This window comes from Paenibacillus segetis (assembly GCF_014639155.1).
In the GTDB taxonomy this organism is placed as follows: Bacteria; Bacillota; Bacilli; order Paenibacillales; family Paenibacillaceae; genus Fontibacillus; species Fontibacillus segetis.
Window position 1 is genome coordinate 51,591 of record NZ_BMFT01000001.1, and the last position, 24,010, is coordinate 75,600.

Below are 24,010 nucleotides of genomic sequence, written 5' to 3' on the forward strand. Positions count from 1 at the left end.
CAGGGAAAAATCAGCGTTCTCATTCAAGTAATGTATGATATAAGCTCCCCTAGTATGACTGTAATCGTGTTGTTGTCATTAAATATTGCATAACAAAAAAATCAGCAGGAGTGCGTGTAACTCCTGCTGATTCTTACTTTAAATCTATGGATAATTTATTTCAAAGCGCAGATAAGGAATCGATGTTCAATGGTTTCAATGAATCCATTTTGTTCGACCTTTTCATGTAATAAGCATAGTTGCTCAAAGCATCTCTCTACTGAAAAATCAGGGAATTCCCATTCGATGATTTTGGCGTAATACACCAAAGCGCCGATATCAAAAAAATGATGAGGCTGGAAGCATTCCATAGCATCAAAGATCGTTAAGCCGGCGCTACTAAGATCAGCCTTGGCTTTTTCAAGATTGAAATCAGCATGAATGAGGGGAGTATCATGGCCCAACAAAAATTTGGAGAGCTCTCTATTGTTATGACCACCGACCTGCTGCGTAACAAAGATACCACCGGGCTTTAGAATTCGGAATACCTCTTGCGGTGAAAATGCTTCGTGGTTGTTGATGATTAAATCAAAAAATGAATCTTCAAACGGCAATTCTTCATCATCAAAGATTTGCCGAACATCTATGCCATATTGGGGTAAGGTATTTTTGCAGAGTTCAACATTTGGCGGATAGGCTTCAGTCGCAAATGTTTTACCTTGTGGAGGGTTAAGAGATAGTAGCAACTCTCCACCACCTGTTCCCATGTCTAATATCGTTTTGGAATGATCCATGTATGACGTGACGATTGATCTATAGTCCCAAGGTAGCTGAAGTGTTGAATTGCGTTCTGCAATATAAGAAAAATCCCAGCCCTTGAATGTCTTTTTTTCCTCAGATAACCAAAAGTTTTTTAATTGATTGATGTTCATACTGTAACCTCATTTCACAATTTTGTGGTAAATCCTTGTGAAGAGGTGCAGTTGACTGATAACTTCGTTCTTTATGGCTCGGCACAATCTGTTATCAGATTATTTCAACTGCACCGAGCAGTTACCGAATTTCATCATTGTGGTCACCTTGCTTTCTGGATTGATTCCTATCCATCATAGTACCAAACAAAAAAAAGTCCAAGCATTGAATTGACTAAAGTGAATATTCGTGTTATTTATTGAGTAATAAATAAATTCAAGGAGAATGTTTCCATTGAGTCAAAAAGAAGAAATATCAGCAAACCGTAAAGAACAAATTATGAAGAGTGCAGCTGCCTTATTTGCTACTCAGGGTTATTATAAGACAACAACTGCCCATATTGCAGATGCCGTAGGGGTTACTCAACCCTATGTATTTCATTTTTTTAAAACCAAGGAACAACTGTATTTAGCTGTGCTAGATCGGGCGTTTACTCAAATGGAGTATGCCTTCAATCAAGTAGAAGCTCCAGCAGATAAGTTATGTACAGCGATGGGAAGTGTCTTCGAAGAACTGCTGAATACTCAGCGTAATGAGATGCTTTTGCTTATGCAGTGTTCTGCTACTCCAGAGCCTAAGGTCAAAGAGTTTGCTAGAGAAAAATATACCTTGATTTACGAATCGGTCAAAACTCGCTTTGAGCTAGCAGGGATCAACAATAGCGCTCATGAAGCCAGCATGTTCCTTGCTTATGGCTTGATCATTTCACTATCAGCAGTTCTAGAATTACCGCAGCTAATGCCATAGCGCGGTTTTCTATATACTTCATTTATTTATCAATAAATAAAATAAATAAGGAGGAATATTTTATGTCAACATCAGCCAGAGTTCGTCTGCTTGTTATTACTTGTATTGCCTTGTTCATGGCCATGCTCGATAGTTTGATTCTGGGGGTATCACTTCCTTCCATTCAGAAGGATCTTGGGGCTTCGATGTCCGATCTGGAATGGTTCATGAATGCTTATACGTTGGCCTTTGCTGTTCTAATTATTCCCTTTAGCTTGTTGGGTGAATCCATTGGTAGGAAGAAAGTGTTCTTAGCAGGCGTAGCGATTTTTACATTGGGTTCGTTATTTTCCGGACTAAGTACTTCTTCATCCGCACTCATTGTGTTCCGTACGATTCAGGGAATCGGGGGAGCAGCCATTGTTCCCTTAAGTCTCACACTTGTGAATGCAGCATTTCCTCCTGCAAAAAGAGCACTTGCGATCGGACTATGGTCCGGAATATCGGGATTGGGACTTAGTGTAGGTCCATTGGTTGGCGGTTTGGTCATGGAAGGAGCCCCGTGGCAAATGATTTTCTATATCAATTTACCTGTTGGACTGATTGCGTTGCTTTTGGGTTTAAGTTGGATCAAAGAATCCCGGGGCGTACGCAAGCCACTTGATCCTTTGGGCGTTATTCTGCTGACAACGGGGTTGTTTGGTCTGATTTTTGGTTTGGAAAAAAGTAAACCGCTGGGCTGGGGCGCTCCATTAGTGGTGATATCGTTATTGGTTGGCCTCCTGCTATTGGTTCTATTTTATTATTGGGAAAAAAGGAGAACCAGTCCAACCATAAGATTTGATCTGTTTCGCAATAAAACCTACACCTCGTACATTTTGGCGGGATTCTGGATGTATGCCAGCGTCTTTGGTGCGATATTTATGCTGACTTTATTCCTTCAACAGGCACAGGGATATACTCCCCTTGAGGCTGGAGTCCGGGAGATGGCCTGGACGATCATGACCATGTTAGCAGCACCATTTGCCGGAATGGCGATCGGGAAGTTTGGATCAAAGTGGGTGCTGATTACCGGACTATTCATGCAGGGTGCCGGTCTTAGTTGGTTAGCCATTTTGATAGCTATGAAGGGAGCTATATTTCCTTTTAGTGATGCAATCGTACCTCTGATGTTGGCTGGTGCAGGTATGGGGCTTAGCATTACACCACTATCACATGGACTGCTTGCCTCTGTACCTGAAGAATTTGCAGGTGAAGCGAGCGGGGTAAGCAATACAACCCGGCAGCTTGGGTCCGTATTTGGCATAGCTATCACTGGAATTATTTTTGGGACGGGAGCCTCCATGACATCCCCTGAGCAGTTCGCCGATCATTTGGTGCCGAGCCTAGCTGCTGATTCGGTGATGATGTTTATTGGCCTGCTTGTCATTGCGATCTTCGTCTTTGAAAAGCGCACTGAGGTTATTTCGAATAAGGCTTCTCTATGATTTGATTACAAGAGTTCTAAGATGTCTAGCGGTTCATTCAATTTATACTTAGCATCGATGCCGTTAGGTGATTGGGCCGCTCCCCATACCGCAAGTGCGAAGTCCACTCTGGCATCGGAGGCACACCTCATATCGTAAATTGTGTCTCCGATATAGATGGCTTCGGATTGGTTCGCACCCGATATTTCAAGAAATTTCTGAATGGGTTCCGGATTTGGCTTGTGCTTGAGGGTGTCATCAGCAGTAACAATAAATGGCAAGTATTTCATAAGCCCAAAAGGAACGAAGTCGTCCTGTAGTTCCTGTCTCGTCTTCGAGGTAACAATCCCCGTCATCACATTCCGTTCCTTTAACGTTCGTAATACTTGGTCGATCTCCGGATAGATATGAATATCAGCATAAAAATCCTTCATATTCTCATTCCATCTATCATTAACTTCAGCAATATTCTGAATACCAAGCTTGGGGAGCGAGGTTGTTCCCGGTACGCCCAGCACAAAGGTAAGCTCTTCACGCCCGTATTCGCGGCCTAACACTTCTTTAAGTGTTTTTTGTAAGGAGCCAATCACTGCCTTTTCTGTATTGATGATCGTTCCGTCTACATCGAAAATAATGCATGTATACATATGAATCCCTCCGTTGTTTGGATAATAAAAAGAGCAGCAACATCACAGCCATCTGACATTCCGGTAGTGAAAGATGAAGTGAGTTATCACTAAACAATTATTGCAGTTGGCTGAAGAATTGTTGAAGTAGGATAAAATATAGAATAAGCACGAAGAGGCCACTTCAAAGTGGCCTCTTCGGTTATGCTCTCATGGTTTTAACTCATTACAACCTCGATCAAAATTAGGTGATAGGGGTGACCTTTTATGACAATTTACAGCCATTACTCATCCATGTTTTGAAAGAGATGCTTTCATTTTTCCTAGATTTATAAGCTTTAGAGTTAAACCATATGAGAATACTTATCCATCCAGCATTTAAGAATACATCTTTCATGTCAAAGATATACCAGTCAAACAGGCCGATATAATCAAGACTTCCTCCCCAGAGAACAACATCAAGAAACGAGCAACCAATACCCGCTAATGCCATACAAAAACCCAAACTGAGCCACAGATTTGTCTTTTCACTCGTATATCTTTGATATCTGTAAAATAGGGTTACTGCAATTGCAGCGGACAGCTGAAATACAACCATAAAAAAGATAGGCATAACAATATTCGCCATGCTTGCGAACCAATTTAAATTTGTGTTTTGAAAAGGTTCAAACCGCATAACGTTTGGAATGAAGATTAGTCGTTTCTCTAAGGCAAAATTCCAAATAAAAATCTTTACTAATTGATCAAGTGCTATGAGTAGTCCCGCAATCAACCATTGTTTTTTCATACACATCTCCAAGTTATACTTTATGTATTTCTAATGAGTCATTATATCATGAAAGAATACAAACGCTACTTATAGATTATCTTAATTTCAGTCAACGTGCAGTAAGTACAATCATTACTTTGTCATGAGAAGAAAGCGGATGCTGACAAAATCTCCACATGTTATAATCAAAGAGAAAATTGTGAAATTTTGTAATTTATATCCTTGCATGGAAGAGTAAATCTTTAATAAGGGTTAATTAAGATGTAATAGTATAAAAACTACCAGATTGGAGTCGAGCTCTCATGGAAACTTTCCATCAACGCAAAATATTGGGGGGATTTATGAAAACGCGAAGATCGAATTTAAATCAAATAATCAAAGTAGTGCTTTCCTTCTATAGAACACCTTACGATCGATCCGCCGACCAATCTTGGTATATTAAGCTGATTGGAGAGTTGACCGAACAAAGTAAGGAGTTCAGAGAATTATGGCAGCAATCCACAATGTCAACAGCACGTATTTGAGCGCCCGGCGCCAATGCGGGCTTTTTTTGCATGACTCTTAAATTAACCTGTTAGTTTTATACTAGTTTAAATATGATCTAGCTGTCCCCTCTTTTGAGGTGTAAATTATACAAAAAAAAATTTATGAAATTGCCGGTGGCAAAATGTCGATTTAACCTTCTCTCGTTCGTTGTCTATATAAAGACGAAGTTCGGCGGACTGCGGATAATGGAAATCTGGTAGAAACGCAGCGTTGGAATCGTCCCGAACGACACGAAAGGAAGGGGATAGAGATGAGTAAAATCATCATGCAGCAATTTATTACGTTGGATGGCGTTATGCAGGCGCCAGGCGATCTCCGTGAATTCGAGCATGGGGGATGGCAACGGCCATATGTTGGCGAGGAACACCTGACACTCATTGTTGAACAGGCCCATGAGGTTGGAGCACTCCTCTTAGGACGCAAAACTTACGAGAGCTTTGCGGCAACATGGCCATCCGCGGCCGGTATGCGAGGGCTGGCACATCGGATGAACTGCATACCGAAATTCGTTGCTTCGAGAATCTTGAGCCATGCGGAGTGGAATGCCACAATCATTCAAGGCATTGCGGCAGAAGAAGTAGCGAAACTTAAGCAGAAGTTCAGTGAAGACTTGCTGGTCGTAGGCAGCGGTGATCTGGCTCAGACTCTGATGAAGCATCATCTCATTGATGAATACCGGATCTGGGTTCACCCTGTGATCTTAGGTAGCGGACAACAGCTGTTCAGAGAAGGGAACGAGAAGACTGCTATGCGCCTCATGGATGTCAAAACGTTAAACACTGGTGTCGCGATTCATATCTATCAGCCCGAGATAGTCAATTAAAAATATACGCTCGCGAGTGAAAGAAGAACCAAAAAATATGGAATGAAACGGAGACATACGATGAATACAGTAATTTCAAAAGACGGTACCAAGATTGCTTATGATAGAGTCGGCCAAGGACCATCACTCATTCTGGTAACGGGTGCATTCAGTTATCGTAAATTCCCCGCACAGGTACAACTGGCTAATCTGTTATCGGAGCATTTCACAGTCTACAATTACGATCGACGTGGCCGCGGTGATAGCGAGGATAAGCCGTCATATGCCATTGAACGCGAGATGGAAGATCTTCAAGCCATGATTGATGAAGCCGGTGGCTCGGCTTATGTTTGGGGACTGTCATCTGGCGCGGTTCTGGCTCTGCAGACAGCAGCGAGAGGTGCGAATATTAAGAAGCTCGTATTACACGAACCACCCTTTGTCGTCGATGATGAGGGTCATCAACCGCCAGGAGATTTGTTAAAGCAGGTTTCAATGCTTATATCCTCGAATCGTCGAGGCGAGGCTGTTAAGTATTTTATGACCAAGGGGATGGGGGCGCCTTCATTTGTGGTTAATATGATGAAAGTGATGCCAGGCGTATGGTCCAAGCTCAAGGCGGTTGCACATACACTTCCTTACGATGCGGCCTTGCTAGATGGATATATGGATGGAAAGGCACTGCCTAGTAAATTGTGGGGTGCAGTCACGATGCCAACCCTCGTAATCGAAGGAACGGAGAGTCCAGTTGCGCTACGTCATGGTGCTCAAGCTCTAGCGGGCGTGCTTCCGAATGCAAGATTACTGAGTAAGAAGGGGCTCGGTCATACCCAAAAACTCGATGCCCCAAAGATTTCATCGGAGCTTATAACATTCTTTTTAGATAATCGGTAAGTAACAGACGAAGCTTCTTCATAATATTAGGAGGGATCAACTTATGAGATTTATGATGATTGTCAAAGCCACAACCGATTCAGAGGCAGGAGTTATGCCAAGTCAGGAGCTTATCGATGCCATGCAGAAGTATAACGAGGAATTGGTAAAGGCCGGTGTACTGTTGGCAGCGGATGGACTACAGCCTAGTACAAACGCAATCCGGATTTCTTATCCTGAGCCCGGTGGCAAACCTAAAATGATGGATGGGCCGTTTACGGAAGCAAAAGAGATCATTGCCGGATATACGCTTATTGAGGTCAAATCGAGGGAAGAAGCGATTGAATGGGCGCTGCGCATGCCGGATCCTCATGGGTTTGGCCAGGGTGAGATTGAGCTCAGACAGGTGTTCGAAGTGGAGGACCTCATGGAGAATACCGAAACGTTGGCCAAGGAAACGGCGCTACGCAAACAGGTTCATGAGCAACATAAATCGTGAGTTCGTCTCAGGCACATCGAACCATTGATGCGATTTGGCGAATGGAGTCGGCTAAGCTTATTGCGGGACTAACGCGAATGGTAAGGGATGTTGGTCTTGCGGAGGATCTTGCCCAGGATGCTCTGGTGATTGCCCTGGAGCGGTGGGCTGAGACCGGTATTCCTGACAATCCGGGGGCCTGGCTGATGACGACGGCGAAGCGACGCGCGATCGATTTTATACGTAGGAGCAAGCTGCGCGATCAGAAGTACGTAGAAATCGGGCACTCGATAAATTTGTATACGGAGGATGACGTGGATCAAACGTTGGACGGGGAGATCGGTGACGATCTCCTTCGGCTGATCTTTATGACCTGCCATCCGGTGTTATCGCAGGACGCTCGGGTGGCTCTGACGCTTCGCTTGTTGTGCGGGCTAACCACAGATGAAATCGCACGTTCTTTCCTCGTTGCTGAGTCCACGGTCGCCCAGCGAATTGTGCGGGCGAAGAGGACCCTCAGCGCGGAGAAGATTCCTTTTGAAGTACCGGCACGGGAGGAAATGAAAGATCGTATGTCTGCAGTACTTGAGGTCATCTACTTGATGTTCAATGAAGGGTATTCAGCAACTTCCGGGGATCACTGGATCAGGCCACTGCTATGTCAGGAGGCGCTTAGATTAGGACGCATTCTTGCTGAAATCACACCTCATGAACAGGAAGTTCACGGCCTTGTTGCGCTGATGGAAATCCAAGCTTCAAGATTGAAAACTCGGGTTAATGCTAAGGGAGAACCCATTCTTCTCATGGATCAAAACCGTGCGAAATGGGATCAACTCCTGATCCACCGCGGTTTGGCGGCGCTGGATCGCAGCCGAAAGTTGGGACAAACGCTCGGGCCATACTCACTACAGGCTGCGATTTCCGCTTGTCATGCGAAGGCGCGCTCCGAAGCTGAGACCGATTGGATCCGCATAGCGGCCCTTTACGAAGCGCTTGCGAGAGCGACGCCCTCGCTCATTGTTGAATTAAATCGTGCGGTTGCCATATCTATGGCATTCGGTCCGGCCTTCGGGCTGCAGATTGTCGACGAGCTGAATATCGAACCTTCTTTACAAGGGTACCACCTGCTTCCAAGCGTTCGTGGCGATCTTCTTGCAAAGGTAGGACGTCACGATGAAGCACGAACGGAATTTGAACGCGCTGCATCGATGACTCAGAATACCCGTGAGCGGGAGCTTTTGTTTCAACGGGCAGCAAATCTCAGAGTGGATAGATCTACATAATTTTTTCTCCTTATGTCGATAACATGGTTTCCCGTTCGTCGTGTTAGTAGGGAAAGTGATGACAATGCGTTGCTGTCTCAAGTTATCTTCCCATAGGAGGAGTGACCCAAATGCGATTTATGTTAATAGTCAAGGCGACCGGCTTCTTAGAGGCTGGGATCAATTACAACCAGGAATATGTTGATGCGATGATGGCGTACAAGAAGTCTTTGGCTAGAGTTGGTACGCTTCTAGCTAACGAAGAGCTTCAGCCTAGTTCCAGCGGGATCAGAATATGTTATTCGCCTCAAGGTGGGGAGCCGGAGATACAAGTTGACCCCTTCCCGGCAGATCAAGAGCTTATTGCGGAATATATGGTGATCGATGTAAGAACGGAGAACGATGCCCTGAAATGGGCGCTTCGGATGCCGGTTCCAGCGGACCGTGTGAGTATGATCGAAATACGAAGACTCGGAGAGAATTCGGACACCTTACCTGAGCCTGGCATACAGGCCTTGGAAGCTGATTTGCAGGACCATCTCCACATGTTAAGAAGATTATAGCCACTAACAACTTTAAAGGAGTGTATGAAGAATGAATCAGGAAGTAACCGAATTTATCGAAGCATTAAAGGAACCGTGGCATAGGGAGCTTTCCGGCAATCTGCGTGAAGTCGTCCACCTAGCGATTCCAGATGTACATGAACGTATTCAGTATAAGAAACCTCACTTTTTGAAAAACGGCAAATACGCCGCGGCGATCTCTACATCAAAAGAAGCGGTTAGTTTTACCATCTTTAATTTTTCTGCGTTGGAGCTTCCAGAAGGCATGTTTGATGGTCCTCCAGAAAGAAAAACATTGAAGTTGCATAAAGGGGATACGTTTGATTCCAAGCAACTGGTATCTCTGGTCAGTCAGGCTTCAAGCTCTCTTTAATAGAAAAGCTACCATGCGTATAATCACAATATATTTTTAGAAGCACAAGCCGAATTCTACATCCAAGCATTGGGTGGTGAAATTCAATCGGTGCTGACACACGGCGAATTACCTGGAGCCGCTGAGCAGACCAAGGACAAGGTGATGCACATGGTGCTGACGGTAGCCGGAGGGAAGATGCTGTTCCTGGCCGTGCCTTCGGTCCGGTTGGCACGGAGGGAAGTATTGCATTTGGACTGACCTTTGGCGACGTGGAAACGGCACACCAAGCCTATGCGAACCTCGCGGAGGGCGGAACTCAGATCTATCCATTGAAAATGCAGCCATGGGGGCACACTATGGTGAAGTCGTAGACAAGTTTGGAATCAAATGGATGATTGTACAGCAAGGTTAATCTATATTCAACACTGCAAGTCTCTTTCAACGATATAGCATAAATAAAGGGTTCCACATATTAATCAGATACAATATGTGGAACCCTTTATTTCGAGATCGTAAGCCTGTCGCGAGGCAGCTTCATTCATTGTATTTTTTCAGAATAATAACTGCGTTGTGACCACCAAACCCGAATGAATTGGACATTCCGACCGTTAGATTGGCTGCACGAGCTACGTTAGGAACATAGTCCAAATCACAGTCTTCATCCTTTTCCTGCTGGTTAATGGTTGGGGGAATGATGCCGGTTTGCAAGCTTTTCACCAAAGCAATGGCCTCTACTCCTCCAGCGGCACCAAACATATGCCCCGTCATAGACTTATTAGCCGTAACGGGAATACGATAGGCATCTTCGCCGAACATGTTCTTGATCGCGGCGGTTTCTGACTTATCGCCAACCTCTGTGCTAGTAGCATGAGCGCTGATAACATCTACTTGATTGGGCTTTATGCCCGCTTCTTGCAGCGCCAATTTCATGGCGCGGTATGCCCCATGACCTTCTGATGGTGTTGCCACCATATGATAAGCGTCAGAGCTTGCTCCGTACCCTATAACTTCCGCGTGTATCCTAGCTTTTCGGCGTAAGGCATGGGATAACGATTCGAGTACTAGAATTCCAGCACCTTCCGCCATAACAAAGCCATCCCTACCGGCATCAAATGGTCGGCTAGCTCGTTCAGGCTCGTCGTTTCTCGCCGATAGCGCCGTTGCTTTTGTGAAGCTGGCTAGCGATATTTCGGTTATCGCCGCATCCGATCCTCCAGCGAATAGAACGTCGGCCCTTCCAGATTGAATTTGATAGAAAGCTTCTCCAATAGCTGTATTCCCGATGGAACAAGCGGTTACGGGAGATAAGGAGGAACCTAATGCTCCTAGTCTAATGCTTATTAATGCCGCGGCCATATTGGAAATCATCATCGGGACGAGCGTAGGACTCACCCGATCAGGTCCACGCTGACTTAGTAGGGCTTGTTGGTCCATTAACGTCTGTATTCCTCCGATTCCGGAGCCTACATAAACGCCTAATCTCTCTTTATTTATTTGATTTAGATCGATCCGAGAGTCCGCTAAAGCTTGGTCGGCTGCTGCTAAGGCAAATTGGCTGAACCGATCCATGCGCCTTGCTTCCTTGGGACCCAATAAAGTATCAGCATCAAAATCTCGTACGATTCCGGCAATTTTAACTTTAAAGCGAGTTGTATCAAATGCATCTATAGATGAAATCCCTGAATCTCCACGAACTAGCCGAGTCCAAAAGGTCTCAACATCATTCCCGAGCGGTGTTATAGCTCCCATTCCTGTTATTACAACTCTTTCCACAAGTTATTACCTCCTTGATCATCTTTAAATAACACTCTATACTCATCATGTCACGCATATTATCCTATTACAAGTTGTTGTTTATCCTAGTATAATTAATAACATGATAATTTTACGCAAGGATGTGTAGCCATGAATCCTCAACATAGACTCCAAGCATTGTCACAATTCTTAAAGGCCCAAAGAGCGAAACTCACCCCCGAATCTGTTGGTTTACCCGAAGGAAGTCGGAGAAGGACTCCCGGTCTTAGACGAGAAGAAGTCGCACAGTTAGCAGGTGTGAGTCACACTTGGTATACCTGGTTAGAACAAGGACGGGACATAAAGGTATCATCGTCTGTCCTGGATAACGTGGCCATGGCTCTGCAATTAACCGCCGATGAGCGGAAGTATTTGTTCTCACTGGCACTAGAGACAACTCCAGGTGTAAGCCTCCTTACAGAAGAACTTCCTGAGATTAGTCCCGCTTTAAGGGTCATTCTTCAAGAACTCACCTACTGTCCGACGATTATTTCGGATCGTAGGTGCCAAATCGTCGGATGGAATGATGCAGCTTCACATGTCTTCCTGGACTTCGAGCATATTCCACCCGAACAACGAAACATGATTTCTTTATTATTTACGAGAAAAGAATTTAGGCGCCTAGCTGTGAATTGGGAGCAGTTCGTTAGCGGGTATCTGGCGATATTTCGGGCTTATTACGGACAATATGTTGAGGATGAATGGTACGAGGAGTTTCTAAAGGAAATGAGAGAGACGCATCCTGAATTTAATCGTCTGTGGGACCAAAGCAAGGTGAGCACCGCACCTGAGGTATTACTAGAGTTCAGACATGCCAAGGCAAGAAAGATGCTCTTCCAGCTCACATCGTTACAGGTACATGGCGGCACGGATTTAAGATGCAGTATTTATACACCCGCACCGGATACCTCAACGAAGGCGAAGCTAAAGAAATTGATGCAGGATGATTGAAAAATCGTCTTGTTTACGTGTATTATTACTGGGTAGTAGACGCATTTCGACAAAATGGATTAAGTAAAATTGAGGTGAGAAATTGCAACCCACAATCGTCAAAGAAGATTACGTATATCAATGTAAACAAGTTCAAACAGGATGGAGCTCCATTGATTGGGATAGCTGCGATGTACTCGAATTAAGCGACACGGTCACAGGTTTACCACCGAAAGAGTATACCGAAGTGAGAGCTTGCTGGAACAAGGACTATTTATATGTCCGATTCTTATGTAAGGACAGTTATATTGTGTCTGATTTTACGGAAAGAGATGACCCACTGTACGAGCAGGATGTCGTTGAGTTCTTTATCGACGAGGAGGGCAAGGGTACACGCTATTTGGAACTGGAAGTCAGCCCAAAGAACGTGGTGTTTGATGCTCTAATCGAAAATGATGGCTCAGATTCGGTTAAAGGCTTGGACAAAGTGTGGTGCTTCAAGGATCTTCTTACATCTGTCGACGCAAATCGTGAGGGCTATTTAACCACTTTCATTAGCATTCCAGCATCAAATTTCATTCAGCCACTTCATGAAGGATTGCGTTGGAATGTTAATTTCTATCGAATTGATGAGGATTTAGAAGGAACGAGAGAATACCAGGCATGGAGTCCTACTGGAAAGGTCAATTTTCATATTTCTTCTCGGTTTGGAACAATGGTATTTGTGTAAGTGAAAATGATAAGACTGATTTCAGGTCAGTAACCATTCGAAAGAGTGTTACTGGCCATTTTTATGTGGATTATATGTTAAATAATTCTAGTAACTACAAATTAAAGCGTGTATATTAATAGTTGTGAAAACGTTTGAACTACTAGTTAGGGGGGATTAGATGAACCAAAATGGCCCAATAAGATCATGTTTTTGGGGGTTCATTATAATATGTATGCTAGCCCTGGTAAGTTGCCAGGACAAAGGAAATTCAATCACTACGTCTCCAACATCATATGAGCCCAAGACAAGTGTGGCCGTACAAGCAACCGAGAATCCCACCGGCATGATTGTGGAGCATGGAAGTGTACATATCGATAAACTTGAGAAACGGCGCATTTTTGTTTACCTCCCTCCCGGTTACGAAACCGACAATGAGCGTTACCCCGTTGTGTACATGAACGATGGGCGTAATATATTCCAAACGAATACAAGTTCTTTTCAAAAGGAGTGGAAGGTTGAGAAAATCATAGATCAGCTTGTTGCTGAAGGGAGGATGAAGAAGGTCATCGTGATCGGAGTCGACTCAAGCGAGGGCTCCGAGAGGGGAGAGGAGTACGTACCTTTTCTCGATGAGTCTATTCCGTCCGATGGCAAGAGTGCTGAGGAATTTACCCGTTATTTCATTGATACTGTCATTCCTTATGTTGATGGAACCTACAGAACTAATCCTGACCGAGACAATCGAATGATCATGGGCTCATCCTTTGGTGGTGTACAGGCGTTATGGATGGGTTACCATCACCCAGAGACGTTCTCCTCGATTGGAGCGGTATCCACTTCCACCTGGGTAGCTAAGGGGAGACTGTTTGAAGAACTGGCGAAGGAGAAAGAAAAACCAAACGTGAAGATTTGGTTGGATATGGGATATGCCGAAGGAATGCTTATCGAGCCGTTGGTAGATATTCTGAAATCGAAGGGATTTGTATACGGCCAAGATTTATTTTTTCAGATGGATATTTTAGGTAACCATGACGAGAATTCCTGGTCCAGACGTGTCCACAGTCCGCTACTCATGTTCGCCGGAAAAGCACCCGAACAAGCGGTCGAACTGGCAGTAGATGACTCGCTGATGATCTTCGAACCTGACAGCTCGTATATCCGTCTTAATCCGGTAACGAGTATGGATAATGGGATGGATTATTCCGTTTCTGATGGGGCCGATTATAAAGTACTGAATCCTGAGGTTGGACGGGTAGATGAGTCAGGGAAAGTGAAATTTCTTAAGCCGGAGTCCCTGGATGTGGAAGTGACTTATCAAGGCATTACCGTAGAACATAAAGTAGACTATGATCGTTTGGTAAGGATTCTAAAAAACAAATTGGAGTCACTCGTAACCGAAGAAAAGGATAGTAAGATCAAAGTTTTGCTTAAGCCCACGGCTGAAAATCTGAAAGCGACAACGAAGGAAATTACTGATATAGCGATTTCACTCGAGAGTACAGGACTTTATACCATTGAGGAAGTTCGGGAAGATTATATTCTCCTCTCCTTGAATACAAAATAACTAAGGTGAGGACAAAGATAATAAAGTAAGGGGAAGCCTAAACGGCTTCCCCTTAATACTGTCAAATAGGTATAGTCACTACACGATGAACTTATTAATTTACCAGCCAAACTCCAATGTTTTACCAGTTTCTACATAGGTTTTAAGGTTGCTGAGGATCATCGGCCAAGATGACTTTGTATTTTCGTAAGAAGGGTGGTTCTCTGGCCATTGATCGTTAACTAGCGTAAGCTTCGTACAATTGCCAACTGTCTCTGAAGTTAGCGTAACCCTAGTTTCCAGTTCTGCGTGATTCTCTCTATATGAGGGTCCGGGATGTTCTGTGTAGCTCATGAGTCGATTCTCCTCAAAGGCCAGAACATTACCGTAGACATGCACGGTTTCATCTCCATCGGCACCGGGTCCAATGTAGGCATAAGTTGCACCGATTTCGAAGGTTGATTGGAGAATGCAGCCATAGAATATGGCTTTCGTTCCTTCAGGCGATATCAAGGCTTGCCAAACATCCTCAGGTGTTGCTCCGATATAAATTTCGTACTTAAGATCCATAAATTTTCCTCCGCTCGATTCATATATTAAATTGCCTAATCAACCTCGAACTGCTAGTCTCATTATAGAAAAGATGAAATGGAACGTATTGTAAAAACGCGACAATAGCGGACCGTCTGGAGGTAGTTCATGAAACCAAACGATCAACGATCTGATAAGGGAATTCTGAAAGCAGAAGCAGGTATGCAAAAATTTTCGCTTATGAGATACGAACCTGCTGCTAGTCTGTCTCAATTTATCGAGCATTATTGGGTGGTGCGATGGAACTTAAATGGAAAAGCTCCTTTTCGCCAAGTTATCTTATCTTATCCGAACGTAAACTTAGCGTTTGAGTATGAGAATAACGAGATCTTTACTGGAGTTTATGGAGTTACTACAACTACTTATCCACGCCTTTTGAATGATGAGGGGAGGGTACTGGGGGTCAAATTTCGTCCAGGAGGTTTTTATCCTTTTTGGCAACAGCCTATTCTTCTTCTTACCGATAAGGTTCTAGGCTTTAGAGATGTGTTCGGAATCGATGAGAAGGAACTAGAGCAGCAAATTTTTGCTATGGAGAACGAGGAGGAGATGGTCCAGCTTGCAGAACAATTTCTACTGGATCGCCTTCCAGAGCAGGATGACAACGTTGAGCTAATCAATCGCATTATACAATTCACCGTTGATAATCGTCAGATTACCAAAGTGGAGGACATCGTGCAACAATTCGGCATGAATAAACGGACCTTGCAACGTCTATTCAGTCGTTATGTCGGTGTCAGCCCAAAATGGGTCATCAAGCGGTATCGGCTGCAAGAGGCTGTGGAGATCATGGAAAAAGACGCAGCCCTAGATTGGCCGAAGTTGGCGCAGGATATGGGTTATTACGATCAAGCCCATTTCATCAAGGATTTTAAAGCGATGATAGGCAAATCACCAGAAGAGTATGTGAGAGAAATCGAGTTAAAAAGAGGCGTAAAATGATAAAAAGAGCCGACCATCGTTGTTAAGAATGGTTGGCTCCCTTAAATATTCGAGCATTTAGTCAAAGTAGTTAAGGCTCATGGCTTCTCGAACCTCTTTCATCGTTTCTTGAGCTATTCCACGGGCACGCTGAGTCCCCGTCATGATTATGTCGTCAACTACTCTTGGCCTAGCGGCATAATAAGAGCGACGCTCCCGCATGGGTTGGATAAGTTGTTCTATTGTCGACGCGATAAGCCCCTTACATGCAGAGCACCCCATTGTCGCTTGTTCACATCCTTCGCGGATTTCTGAAGCTGCGTTCGGGCGAAAAGCACGATGATAAGCATAAATTGGGCAAATATCCGGGTGACCGGGATCATGCTTATGAACTCGTGCGGGGTCTGTTGTGGCTTTTTTTATTTGGTATGCAATTTCTTCTGTTGAAGAATCTAATGCTATTGAATTACCAAGGCTTTTGCTCATTTTGGCATTTCCGTCTGTGCCGATTAGCCTAGGCATATCTCCAACAAGAGGTTTAGGCTCGACCAATATGGGCCTATACAATTCGTTGAATCGTCGTACAATTTTACGTGTTAGTTCCAAATGCGGGAGTTGGTCTTCTCCAACGGGGACAATAGTTGCTTTGCAAAAGGTTATATCGGCTGCTTGGCTTACGGGGTAACCAAGAAATCCGTAGTACATGTCGTCTAGGCCGCTATTTTTGGATTCGGATTTAACGGTTGGATTGTGACGCAACACATTCACCGTAACAAACATGGAGAATAATACGGTTAACTCGGCAATTTCCGGAATCATCGATTGAACAAAAATAGTTGATCGATCTGGATTAATGCCAACGGATAAATAGTCGAGCGTGATCTCGCGTAAATGTGTCCGAATTAAATCCGGTTTTTCAAAGTGCGTAGTTAGTGCCTGAACGTCTGCGAGAAGAACAAATGTCTCATATTGCTCTTGTAAAATAACGCGATTCTGTAGGCTGCCGACGTAATGGCCTAGATGAAGTTTTCCGGTAACCCGATCTCCTGTCAAAACTCGTTCTGTCATGGTATAACATCCTCCTTATTTGTATGACAATCCTCAGCAACAGACACCACCAACCATCCTCCACGGCCATCACCCCCTTAAAAAAATCAAAAAAACTCCGTCCTATAAGGACGAAGTTATCGTTGTACCACCTTAAATGATCGCTTCGTTACATCTTTCGTAATCGTTTCGATCTTCTCTTAACGGTGCGGAGATATTAGATAATGATCTCGATACCGTTCCCGTGATAACGGTGGGAACCCCGGCGTATCCCTACTGGATTTTAACGATCATTCGGGACAGCAACTCCAAAGGCCATTCGATCACACGGTGGACACCGGTTCACAGCAACCACCGGCTCTCTGCAGGTCCTTTCTCGTATGCCTACTTACCCTTTTTCTTCGTTGTTATAATATGTGGAATATATTACTACTTCTAGATTTAACGGTCAATCTAATAATTCACCATAACTTACATCCCATTATTGTCGCTGTTTTTCATAACTTGTATAATATGGATATGTGACGGGAGGGGAAAAGAAATGAATACATATGTTGGGATTGAAATAGATGGCGGCCAAATGTATATGATGGCGGAAACTGTAAACGGCTACATGGAACATGTGGTGCCTACGGGCAGAGAATGTACATTGCTTCAACTACAACATGAAGTTGAGGCTTTTGTAGCCAAGTTGCCCTACATTGCAAGTGGCATTGGAATGGGGATGCCAGGGTTAGTAGTAGGGAGCGATAAAGTAGAGTTAAGCCATGTTTTGCCTGCGCTAAACGGTGTTACAGCAGATATGTTCGCAACATCAGCCAACATTCCTGTTGCATTTATCAATGACGTGAAAGCAGCGACAATGGCTGAAGCGGCCCATTACTCAGATGGTGAAACAGTTGTTGTAATCATGGCCGATGCTTTTCTTGCGGCTGGCGTTGTAGCCTCAGGTGAATTACTGCTTGGTGCAAAGGGGTGGAGCGGAGAGTTGGGCTATATGGTCCTATCTGTGGATGGGCAACCAGTACTCCTAGACACGCTCGCCAGTGGTTATGCTATTTTGAATCAAGCGGGGATAGATGATATTGCATTGCGTGAGCGTCTTGAAGCAGGAGATAAGCAAATTACTGAAATTGTGCGCCAAGCAGGACAGTACTTCGGATATGCACTAATTAATTTAGTACATCTATATAACCCTGATGTTATTGTTGTTGGCGGTAGCACCCCGACATACAAAGGCTATATGGACGCAGCAACAGTAGCCCTTGAAGCACATGCTTTACCTGAATTGCTGAAGTGCTGTTCAATCAAGGCACCACAAATTCAAAATAGGGTGATTGCTTTCGGCGCACGGGAGTGGATTCGCAAGTTTCAAAAATAAGAAACAAAGTATATGTGAAGCGTTAATAAATGGATGCCACGTTTCGAATATCCCCGGTCGTTTCTGTAACAATCGTGAAGTGTTCAAACCACACTTGGCATCCTTCGCTGATTGGAGCTTGGGCCGCAACGCCTACTCTGATTTCCTCCGGACAGTCCATTCCAAAATATCTGACCAGAATCCAATGTTGCCCGTCCAACGAATAATGAAATGCAAAGCAGTTACCGGAGCGAGCCGCTCTCAAATAGGGCTGTTGAACCTCTACTTGACTGGAGACGCAATCGTCCGAGGTGTTTCTTGTGACTACGCTAAGGATGGAAGGGAAATTGTCAAAAAACTCGAAGCATACTTTCGCCCAAGTGCGATCATCGGCCATAAGCATAAGGCAACCAGAGTCGTATTGCTGTTTCATCTCCACACTAACGCGGGTTACAACGCTAAAATCGCCTTTTAGTAGGGTGTATAAATAAGGGGCAGAAGCTTTATTTGTCTCTCCTGACGGATCATTGAAAAAGTCTGCGATTGCAGGCGCAGCCACAGATAAGCTATGGTCCGATTGAAAGGTCCAATTACTCGGTTCGTTTAGCCAATGGAAACTAGAAGGTAGGGATTTCCCATAACTGCCCTCAAATAAATTCATCGTATGCACTCCCAATAAGTAATGGTAACACTTGTATATTTGATATGGTTCAAATATACAATAAATTTGCTAATTTTGAACATATACTTTATTCAGAATTCACGAACCCCATTATCACGAGTATGTCACAGAGAAGAGGACAACGAACAGATCACAGTCAAGCCTTCTGAGGCATGAGCCTGAACCTTAACCTTGACTCTGTAAAACTGGCCATATATGAAAGAGCTCGCGTTCAACGCGAGCTCTTTATTTATCATAATAGTTTTCCACTATTAAATGATTCTATTTTAAAAGTGTAAGTATTTCTGTTACAGAATTCTCAACAAACGATCGTTCAGGACGGGATTTCATGATCACAGTAAGTCCGATTAACGACACGACTAGTGTCTGTGCCAAGCTCTTTGCATTAATACCTGAATCTAGCTCACCTGAGCGCAACCCTCGTTCAATCGTCTCTTGGAAGATTACCGAGAGATACATCTGATGCTCTCTGGTTAGGATTTCAAATTTCTCATCATGGGGTGACAGTTCCACCATCGAATTGATGCAAAAGCACCCCCAGCTCGGGCTTTTTTCATACTCTTTTTCTATCATATTTTCAAAAAAGGCACGGAATGCCTCTTTAACAGAATTTTTGCTTTGAAGACTAGTACGAACATAGGTAGCATGGGAACTTGTATATTTTCGCAACGCAGCTTCGAATAACCCTTTTTTGTCTCCAAAGGTTGAGTATATGCTTGGTCGCTGAATACCCATTCTTGATGTTAAGTCACTTAAAGAGGTAGCTTCGAACCCTTTTTCCCAAAATATCTGCATAGCTGCATCTAATGCCTTGTCCTCATCAAATTCGCGTTGTCGAGCCATAGCAACTCCCTCTTTTCATATCGAATGGTACGATATTATTTTATTATGCGAAGATTGTCCTGTCAATTAGTTTAGTAATACCTTGACAGTTATCTTTTTTTGAAGTTATATTTATCATGCATTATTTCGTACTGATCAGTATGTTATTTTGAAAATTTGATATCCATAAATTTAAGGGGGGTGCCATCTTTGAGGAAGTTTGAATCGAAAGTCATTACAGTCGAACATACAGGAACAAAAGTTGAAACAGCTCAAGAAGCGATTATAGGTACAGAATCAAAGGCCGCATCATTAATGTCTCGCAAGGTGGCCATCTTATTTGCAATCGCCTGCGGACTGGCAGTCGCCAACATTTATTACGCGCAACCCTTGCTGGACGCAATTTCGAGCGAGTTCGGTATTACTCATTCAGCTGTCGGTATTGTAATTACAATTACTCAAGTTTGCTACGCACTTGGACTGCTATTGTTAGTGCCTCTTGGCGATTTTTTAAATCGACGTTGGCTGATCGCTGGACAGATGCTGGTATCCGTGTTGGCATTGATTGTGGTTGGCACTGCACCCACCAGTATAGTGTTATTCATAGGCATAGCTGTGGTTGGATTGCTTGCCGTAGTGACACAGACGCTTGTTGCGTTCGCGGCAACTTTGGCTACCCCGGCCGAACGAGGGCGTGTCGTTGGTGTTGTGACAAGCGGAATTGTTATTGGTATTCTACTGGCACGAACTTTTGCGGGCGTGTTAATGGATTTAGCCGGTTGGCGAATTGTTTACCTTGTATCTGCGGTACTCATGCTAATCATGGCAGGTGTATTGTTTCGAGTCTTGCCGAATTTTGAGCATAAAAGAGAGTCATTATCCTACTTTCAGTTGCTTCGTTCGATGCTCGCATTGTTCACACAAGAACCAATCCTGCGAATCCGTGCTGCATTAGCCCTGATGATTTTTACCGCTTTCAGTATATTATGGACTTCCTTAGTGCTGCCTCTCAGCACTCCACCGTTGTCTCTTTCCCATACGGCGATTGGAGCGTTTGGTCTTGCAGGAGTTGCTGGGGCGTTAGCAGCAGCGCGAGCAGGTCGCCTTGCCGATCAAGGTTTAGGGCAGAAGACCACCGGCGTAGCATTGTTTCTTTTGCTTATATCATGGTTGCCGATAAGTTACACTCAGCATTCGCTTCTCGCATTAATCGTCGGTATTGTTCTTCTTGATCTCGCAGTGCAAGCTGTACACGTCACCAACCAGAGCATGATCTTAACTTTGCGTCCCGAGGCACGCAGTAGACTTACTGCAGGTTACATGGTTTTCTATTCTATTGGCAGCGCCACTGGGTCAATCGCATCTACCAGTATCTATGCTTACTCAGGTTGGAGCGGTGTGTGCTTGTTAGGTGCAAGCGTCAGTGCTTTAGCTCTTCTATTTTGGTCATTGACCCGTCGCCTTTCCTGATTAAATTCGGGTGAATATGATGTGCGTTGGGGCTTTTGCTGTGAATCGGCAAAAGCTCCCTTCGAGATAACACATCATTTTGTATTACAGTGCAGTTTATTTCCCTAATGGATTTTTTTGACAAACAAGTCTACAAGTTGTAGACTGAAAATAAATAAGGTCTACGATTTGTAGACCAGAGGAGACTATGCATAATGAAAAACATAAGACTGACCGAAATGGAAGAAAAATTTGCCGATTTAATTTGGCGTAACGAACCGATCCAATCAGGGAATCTGGTGAAATTGTGTGAGGCAGAGCTCAACTGGAAGAAATCGACCACATATACCATGCTAAAACGTCTTGAAGGCAAAGAGCTATTTAATAACCGAGATGGCGTGGTGGTATCTAGTGTGAAAAGGGATGATTTCTATGCTGAGCAAAGCAAGCAATTTGTGAAGGAAACTTTCGACGGCTCGTTGCCAAAGTTTTTGGCTGCATTCACTCGAAGTCGAAAACTAAGCGACAGCGAAATCGATGATGTTCTAAGGCTTATCAACGAGCATAAGGAGGGATAACCGTGGATCAGCTGTTGGTACATACTGTAAATATGAGCATAACCGCGAGCTATGTCATTTTGTTTGTACTCGTAACACGGCTGCTACTCCGAAAAGTCCCCAAGATTTTCTCCTATGTCCTTTGGCTAGTAGTATTGTTCCGTCTCGTATGTCCATTCTCCTTCGAGAGTGTGTTCAGCCTTGTTCCTATTGACGCCCAAAATACCCCAATGGATCGAATCTACTACTCACAAACTCCACAAACCCCACTTACTCCAAGCGAAATTACTAGCACGGACCAAGCAGTAAATAACATAAATCCTGAACCAATTTCAGCAGCACCTATGACTACGATTAGTACAAATTCTATAGATAAATGGTTTGATCTCGGACAGTATATATGGATATTGGGTATTGTCATTTTGCTGACCTATTGCCTAGTTACCACTGCGCGACTCCACCTACGATTAAGGAGCGCTGAGCACGTATTTGATAATGTATATGAAAGTAGCAGCATTACAACACCATTTGTATTTGGAGTGCTGAGACCTAAAATTTATCTTCCTATAGGTCTATACGAGAAAGAAAGAGCTTATATTATCAAACACGAACAAGTACATATCAAAAGGCTTGACCATAATATAAAACCATTTGCGTTCTTCGTGTTATGTGTTCATTGGTTTAATCCGCTGGTTTGGGTAGCGTTCTTTCTTATGAGCGAAGATATGGAAAAATCCTGTGATGAGACTGTTATTAGGCAGATGGGCAGCGAGATTAAAAAGGATTATTCGACCTCACTGTTGTCCTTATCCACCGGAAGACGATTTATAGGTGGTTCTCCGCTTGCTTTTGGCGAGAGCAACACGAGAGGGCGAATCATGAATATTTTAAACTACAAGAAACCTGCATTTTGGGTTGTTATCGTAGCAATTACTGTGGTAGTTGCCCTTGGTGTGGGACTGATGAGCAATCCGAAGAAACATCAAATCACCGTTGAGGATTATGCTAACCAGTATATTGAACAGGTCATTACAGGACATGAGCAACATGATGTCAAAATTGTTGACCGAAAAATAACAAAGCTTGAAAAGATCGCGGAATTCGATGAACTATTTTCATCACCTATGGAAATTTGGGCCCTTGAATATCGCCTGAAACCGGATGATCCAAGTAAGGCGATCGTGCCGGAAGGAATGACAGCTGACGGTTTGATTACCGAAGATGGAAGCATGGGAAAGCCGATGCTCGTATTTTCGTATAAAGGTTCAACACCGCAGTTTCTAGGAGTGATCAGGAGCGGAGAGAATGATCTGACTAAAAAGGCCGGTCAGGAAATGGCGCTTCGTGTGTTTCTTGAAGCAAATGGACAATTGCCTCATGAAACCTATAGCGGGAATCACATGCTGGTGAAATTTCCACTAACCACAGGAGAAACAAGCCAACTTTTATTATCTCAGCCGGTTGTTCAGGGAGATTTGGGGATTTGGTGTGTCGAACGCTGGAAGGATACCAATGGCAATGAATATTACAATACACCTCAAACGGATGATTCGATAGCCGATTACTATGACCGTTTGCAACAACAAGCTGCTCAGGGAGAAGATCGATCCCTTCTTGATCCTTTACAGGTTGCCATGAAATATATAAGCAATGATATAGGTATGGGGAAACATATTTCATTGGATCAGCTTGTTGTTGATGATACAGCTACTGCCAAGGACTTTGCCATTACTCCAGAAAGTACATTGCTGGGCTATGTGTTGAATCTTAGTATGGATAATGACTCTTTTGATTTTGATAATATCGAATGGCTTACACTTGAAGATTCCGCTCGGTTTAAGAGTTTGAACATTAACCCAGATGAGGATATGCCGAATGGATTTTATATTCTTAACAAATATACCTATACGGACCCGCTTCAGGTTGCAGGTGAAACGAAATATGGCATTCTCGATAATCAGAATCTCGATTCTCCAAAAGTGGTAAGTAAGCAAGATTTTATTGAACATTTCAAGCAATACTCCGATTTCATGCCACCATGCACAATCACTACAAGGGACGGATATGTGACCAGCATAACGGAGATATATGTGCCTTAATCGTGCTGATGTAGATCCGACTATATAGCAAGAGCCTGCGTACGACGCGGGCTCTTTGCCGTTTCGACGGTTAGTGGTTAGTCTAA

Annotated in this window: 26 protein-coding genes; 18 read left to right on the forward strand and 8 right to left on the reverse strand. The window is 43.9% G+C overall.

Features of this window, described 5'->3' with window-relative positions; translation table 11 throughout:
* Positions 1-155: 155 nt before the first annotated feature.
* On the reverse strand, positions 156-911 hold the full coding sequence (locus tag IEW05_RS00230) for a class I SAM-dependent methyltransferase (RefSeq protein WP_188534677.1): 756 nt from the start codon (positions 909-911) through the stop codon (positions 156-158).
* Between the two features lie 265 nt (positions 912-1,176).
* Here IEW05_RS00230 and IEW05_RS00235 point away from each other — a divergent pair, with 265 nt between their 5' ends.
* Both IEW05_RS00235 and IEW05_RS00240 read left to right on the forward strand, forming a co-directional pair.
* Complete coding sequence (locus tag IEW05_RS00235) at positions 1,177-1,698, forward strand: TetR/AcrR family transcriptional regulator (protein ID WP_188534679.1); 522 nt, start codon at positions 1,177-1,179, stop codon at positions 1,696-1,698.
* A 62-nt stretch (positions 1,699-1,760) separates the two neighbouring features.
* Positions 1,761-3,164, forward strand: a complete 1,404-nt coding sequence (locus IEW05_RS00240; protein ID WP_188534682.1) for an MFS transporter — start codon at positions 1,761-1,763, stop codon at positions 3,162-3,164.
* Between the two features lie 5 nt (positions 3,165-3,169).
* Here the strand turns inward: IEW05_RS00240 and IEW05_RS00245 are convergent, their stop codons facing one another.
* Both IEW05_RS00245 and IEW05_RS00250 read right to left on the reverse strand, forming a co-directional pair.
* Positions 3,170-3,790 (reverse strand): HAD family hydrolase, encoded by a 621-nt coding sequence (locus IEW05_RS00245; protein ID WP_188534684.1) that lies wholly within the window; start codon positions 3,788-3,790, stop codon positions 3,170-3,172.
* Positions 3,791-4,034: 244 nt separating this feature from the next.
* Entirely contained in the window at positions 4,035-4,556 is a 522-nt protein-coding gene (locus IEW05_RS00250; protein WP_188534686.1) for a signal peptidase II, read from the reverse strand.
* Positions 4,557-4,879: 323 nt separating this feature from the next.
* On the opposite strand from IEW05_RS00250, the gene IEW05_RS00255 reads away from it, so the two are divergent.
* From IEW05_RS00255 to IEW05_RS25680, 8 genes are all read left to right on the forward strand, one after another.
* Positions 4,880-5,062, forward strand: coding sequence for an MmyB family transcriptional regulator (locus IEW05_RS00255; protein ID WP_188534689.1), 183 nt, complete (start codon positions 4,880-4,882; stop codon positions 5,060-5,062).
* A 272-nt stretch (positions 5,063-5,334) separates the two neighbouring features.
* Positions 5,335-5,907, forward strand: a complete 573-nt coding sequence (locus IEW05_RS00260) for a dihydrofolate reductase family protein (RefSeq protein WP_188534691.1) — start codon at positions 5,335-5,337, stop codon at positions 5,905-5,907.
* Between the two features lie 60 nt (positions 5,908-5,967).
* Positions 5,968-6,780: an alpha/beta fold hydrolase gene (locus IEW05_RS00265; protein WP_188534693.1), complete on the forward strand. Its 813-nt coding sequence runs from the start codon at positions 5,968-5,970 to the stop codon at positions 6,778-6,780.
* Positions 6,781-6,823: 43 nt separating this feature from the next.
* On the forward strand, positions 6,824-7,258 hold the full coding sequence (locus IEW05_RS00270) for a YciI family protein (protein WP_188534695.1): 435 nt from the start codon (positions 6,824-6,826) through the stop codon (positions 7,256-7,258).
* Positions 7,255-8,520, forward strand: coding sequence for an RNA polymerase sigma factor (locus IEW05_RS00275; RefSeq protein WP_188534697.1), 1,266 nt, complete (start codon positions 7,255-7,257; stop codon positions 8,518-8,520). The genes IEW05_RS00270 and IEW05_RS00275 overlap by 4 nt, the downstream gene beginning before the upstream one ends.
* 110 nt (positions 8,521-8,630) lie before the next feature.
* Positions 8,631-9,062 (forward strand): YciI family protein, encoded by a 432-nt coding sequence (locus tag IEW05_RS00280; protein ID WP_188534699.1) that lies wholly within the window; start codon positions 8,631-8,633, stop codon positions 9,060-9,062.
* Between the two features lie 31 nt (positions 9,063-9,093).
* Positions 9,094-9,435, forward strand: a complete 342-nt coding sequence (locus tag IEW05_RS00285; protein ID WP_188534701.1) for a DUF1801 domain-containing protein — start codon at positions 9,094-9,096, stop codon at positions 9,433-9,435.
* Positions 9,436-9,504: 69 nt separating this feature from the next.
* Complete coding sequence (locus IEW05_RS25680; RefSeq protein WP_229753199.1) at positions 9,505-9,675, forward strand: VOC family protein; 171 nt, start codon at positions 9,505-9,507, stop codon at positions 9,673-9,675.
* Between the two features lie 276 nt (positions 9,676-9,951).
* Here IEW05_RS25680 and fabF read toward each other — a convergent pair whose 3' ends face one another.
* A complete protein-coding gene (gene fabF / locus IEW05_RS00290) occupies positions 9,952-11,190 on the reverse strand; it encodes a beta-ketoacyl-ACP synthase II (protein ID WP_188534703.1) in 1,239 nt (412 codons plus the stop codon).
* Between the two features lie 132 nt (positions 11,191-11,322).
* On the opposite strand from fabF, the gene IEW05_RS00295 reads away from it, so the two are divergent.
* From IEW05_RS00295 to IEW05_RS00305, 3 genes are all read left to right on the forward strand, one after another.
* Positions 11,323-12,162, forward strand: a complete 840-nt coding sequence (locus IEW05_RS00295; RefSeq protein WP_188534705.1) for a helix-turn-helix transcriptional regulator — start codon at positions 11,323-11,325, stop codon at positions 12,160-12,162.
* A gap of 82 nt (positions 12,163-12,244) precedes the next feature.
* Positions 12,245-12,871 carry a carbohydrate-binding family 9-like protein gene (locus IEW05_RS00300; RefSeq protein WP_229753200.1) on the forward strand — a complete coding sequence of 209 codons (627 nt, stop codon included), beginning with the start codon at positions 12,245-12,247 and terminating at the stop codon, positions 12,869-12,871.
* Between the two features lie 214 nt (positions 12,872-13,085).
* Complete coding sequence (locus IEW05_RS00305; protein ID WP_188534707.1) at positions 13,086-14,417, forward strand: alpha/beta hydrolase; 1,332 nt, start codon at positions 13,086-13,088, stop codon at positions 14,415-14,417.
* A 99-nt stretch (positions 14,418-14,516) separates the two neighbouring features.
* Here IEW05_RS00305 and IEW05_RS00310 read toward each other — a convergent pair whose 3' ends face one another.
* Positions 14,517-14,966 carry an SRPBCC family protein gene (locus tag IEW05_RS00310; RefSeq protein WP_188534709.1) on the reverse strand — a complete coding sequence of 150 codons (450 nt, stop codon included), beginning with the start codon at positions 14,964-14,966 and terminating at the stop codon, positions 14,517-14,519.
* Positions 14,967-15,095: 129 nt separating this feature from the next.
* Between IEW05_RS00310 and IEW05_RS00315 the strand changes: the two genes are divergently transcribed.
* Positions 15,096-15,929 carry a helix-turn-helix domain-containing protein gene (locus IEW05_RS00315; protein ID WP_188534711.1) on the forward strand — a complete coding sequence of 278 codons (834 nt, stop codon included), beginning with the start codon at positions 15,096-15,098 and terminating at the stop codon, positions 15,927-15,929.
* A 57-nt stretch (positions 15,930-15,986) separates the two neighbouring features.
* Here the strand turns inward: IEW05_RS00315 and trpS are convergent, their stop codons facing one another.
* Entirely contained in the window at positions 15,987-16,976 is a 990-nt protein-coding gene (gene trpS / locus IEW05_RS00320) for a tryptophan--tRNA ligase (protein WP_188534713.1), read from the reverse strand.
* Between the two features lie 520 nt (positions 16,977-17,496).
* Between trpS and IEW05_RS00325 the strand changes: the two genes are divergently transcribed.
* Positions 17,497-18,336 (forward strand): ROK family protein, encoded by an 840-nt coding sequence (locus IEW05_RS00325; protein WP_188534715.1) that lies wholly within the window; start codon positions 17,497-17,499, stop codon positions 18,334-18,336.
* Between the two features lie 22 nt (positions 18,337-18,358).
* On the opposite strand, the gene IEW05_RS00330 is transcribed toward IEW05_RS00325, so the two are convergent.
* On the reverse strand, positions 18,359-18,976 hold the full coding sequence (locus IEW05_RS00330) for a DUF1349 domain-containing protein (RefSeq protein WP_188534717.1): 618 nt from the start codon (positions 18,974-18,976) through the stop codon (positions 18,359-18,361).
* Positions 18,977-19,258: 282 nt separating this feature from the next.
* Complete coding sequence (locus IEW05_RS00335; protein ID WP_188534719.1) at positions 19,259-19,840, reverse strand: TetR/AcrR family transcriptional regulator; 582 nt, start codon at positions 19,838-19,840, stop codon at positions 19,259-19,261.
* Positions 19,841-20,134: 294 nt separating this feature from the next.
* Between IEW05_RS00335 and IEW05_RS00340 the strand changes: the two genes are divergently transcribed.
* The 3 genes from IEW05_RS00340 (at position 20,135) to IEW05_RS00350 (ending at position 23,924) form a co-directional block, all read left to right on the forward strand.
* Positions 20,135-21,289 (forward strand): MFS transporter, encoded by a 1,155-nt coding sequence (locus tag IEW05_RS00340; RefSeq protein ID WP_188540613.1) that lies wholly within the window; start codon positions 20,135-20,137, stop codon positions 21,287-21,289.
* A gap of 194 nt (positions 21,290-21,483) precedes the next feature.
* Positions 21,484-21,846 (forward strand): BlaI/MecI/CopY family transcriptional regulator, encoded by a 363-nt coding sequence (locus tag IEW05_RS00345; RefSeq protein WP_188534720.1) that lies wholly within the window; start codon positions 21,484-21,486, stop codon positions 21,844-21,846.
* A 2-nt stretch (positions 21,847-21,848) separates the two neighbouring features.
* Positions 21,849-23,924, forward strand: a complete 2,076-nt coding sequence (locus IEW05_RS00350; protein ID WP_188534723.1) for a M56 family metallopeptidase — start codon at positions 21,849-21,851, stop codon at positions 23,922-23,924.
* Positions 23,925-24,010: the final 86 nt, after the last annotated feature.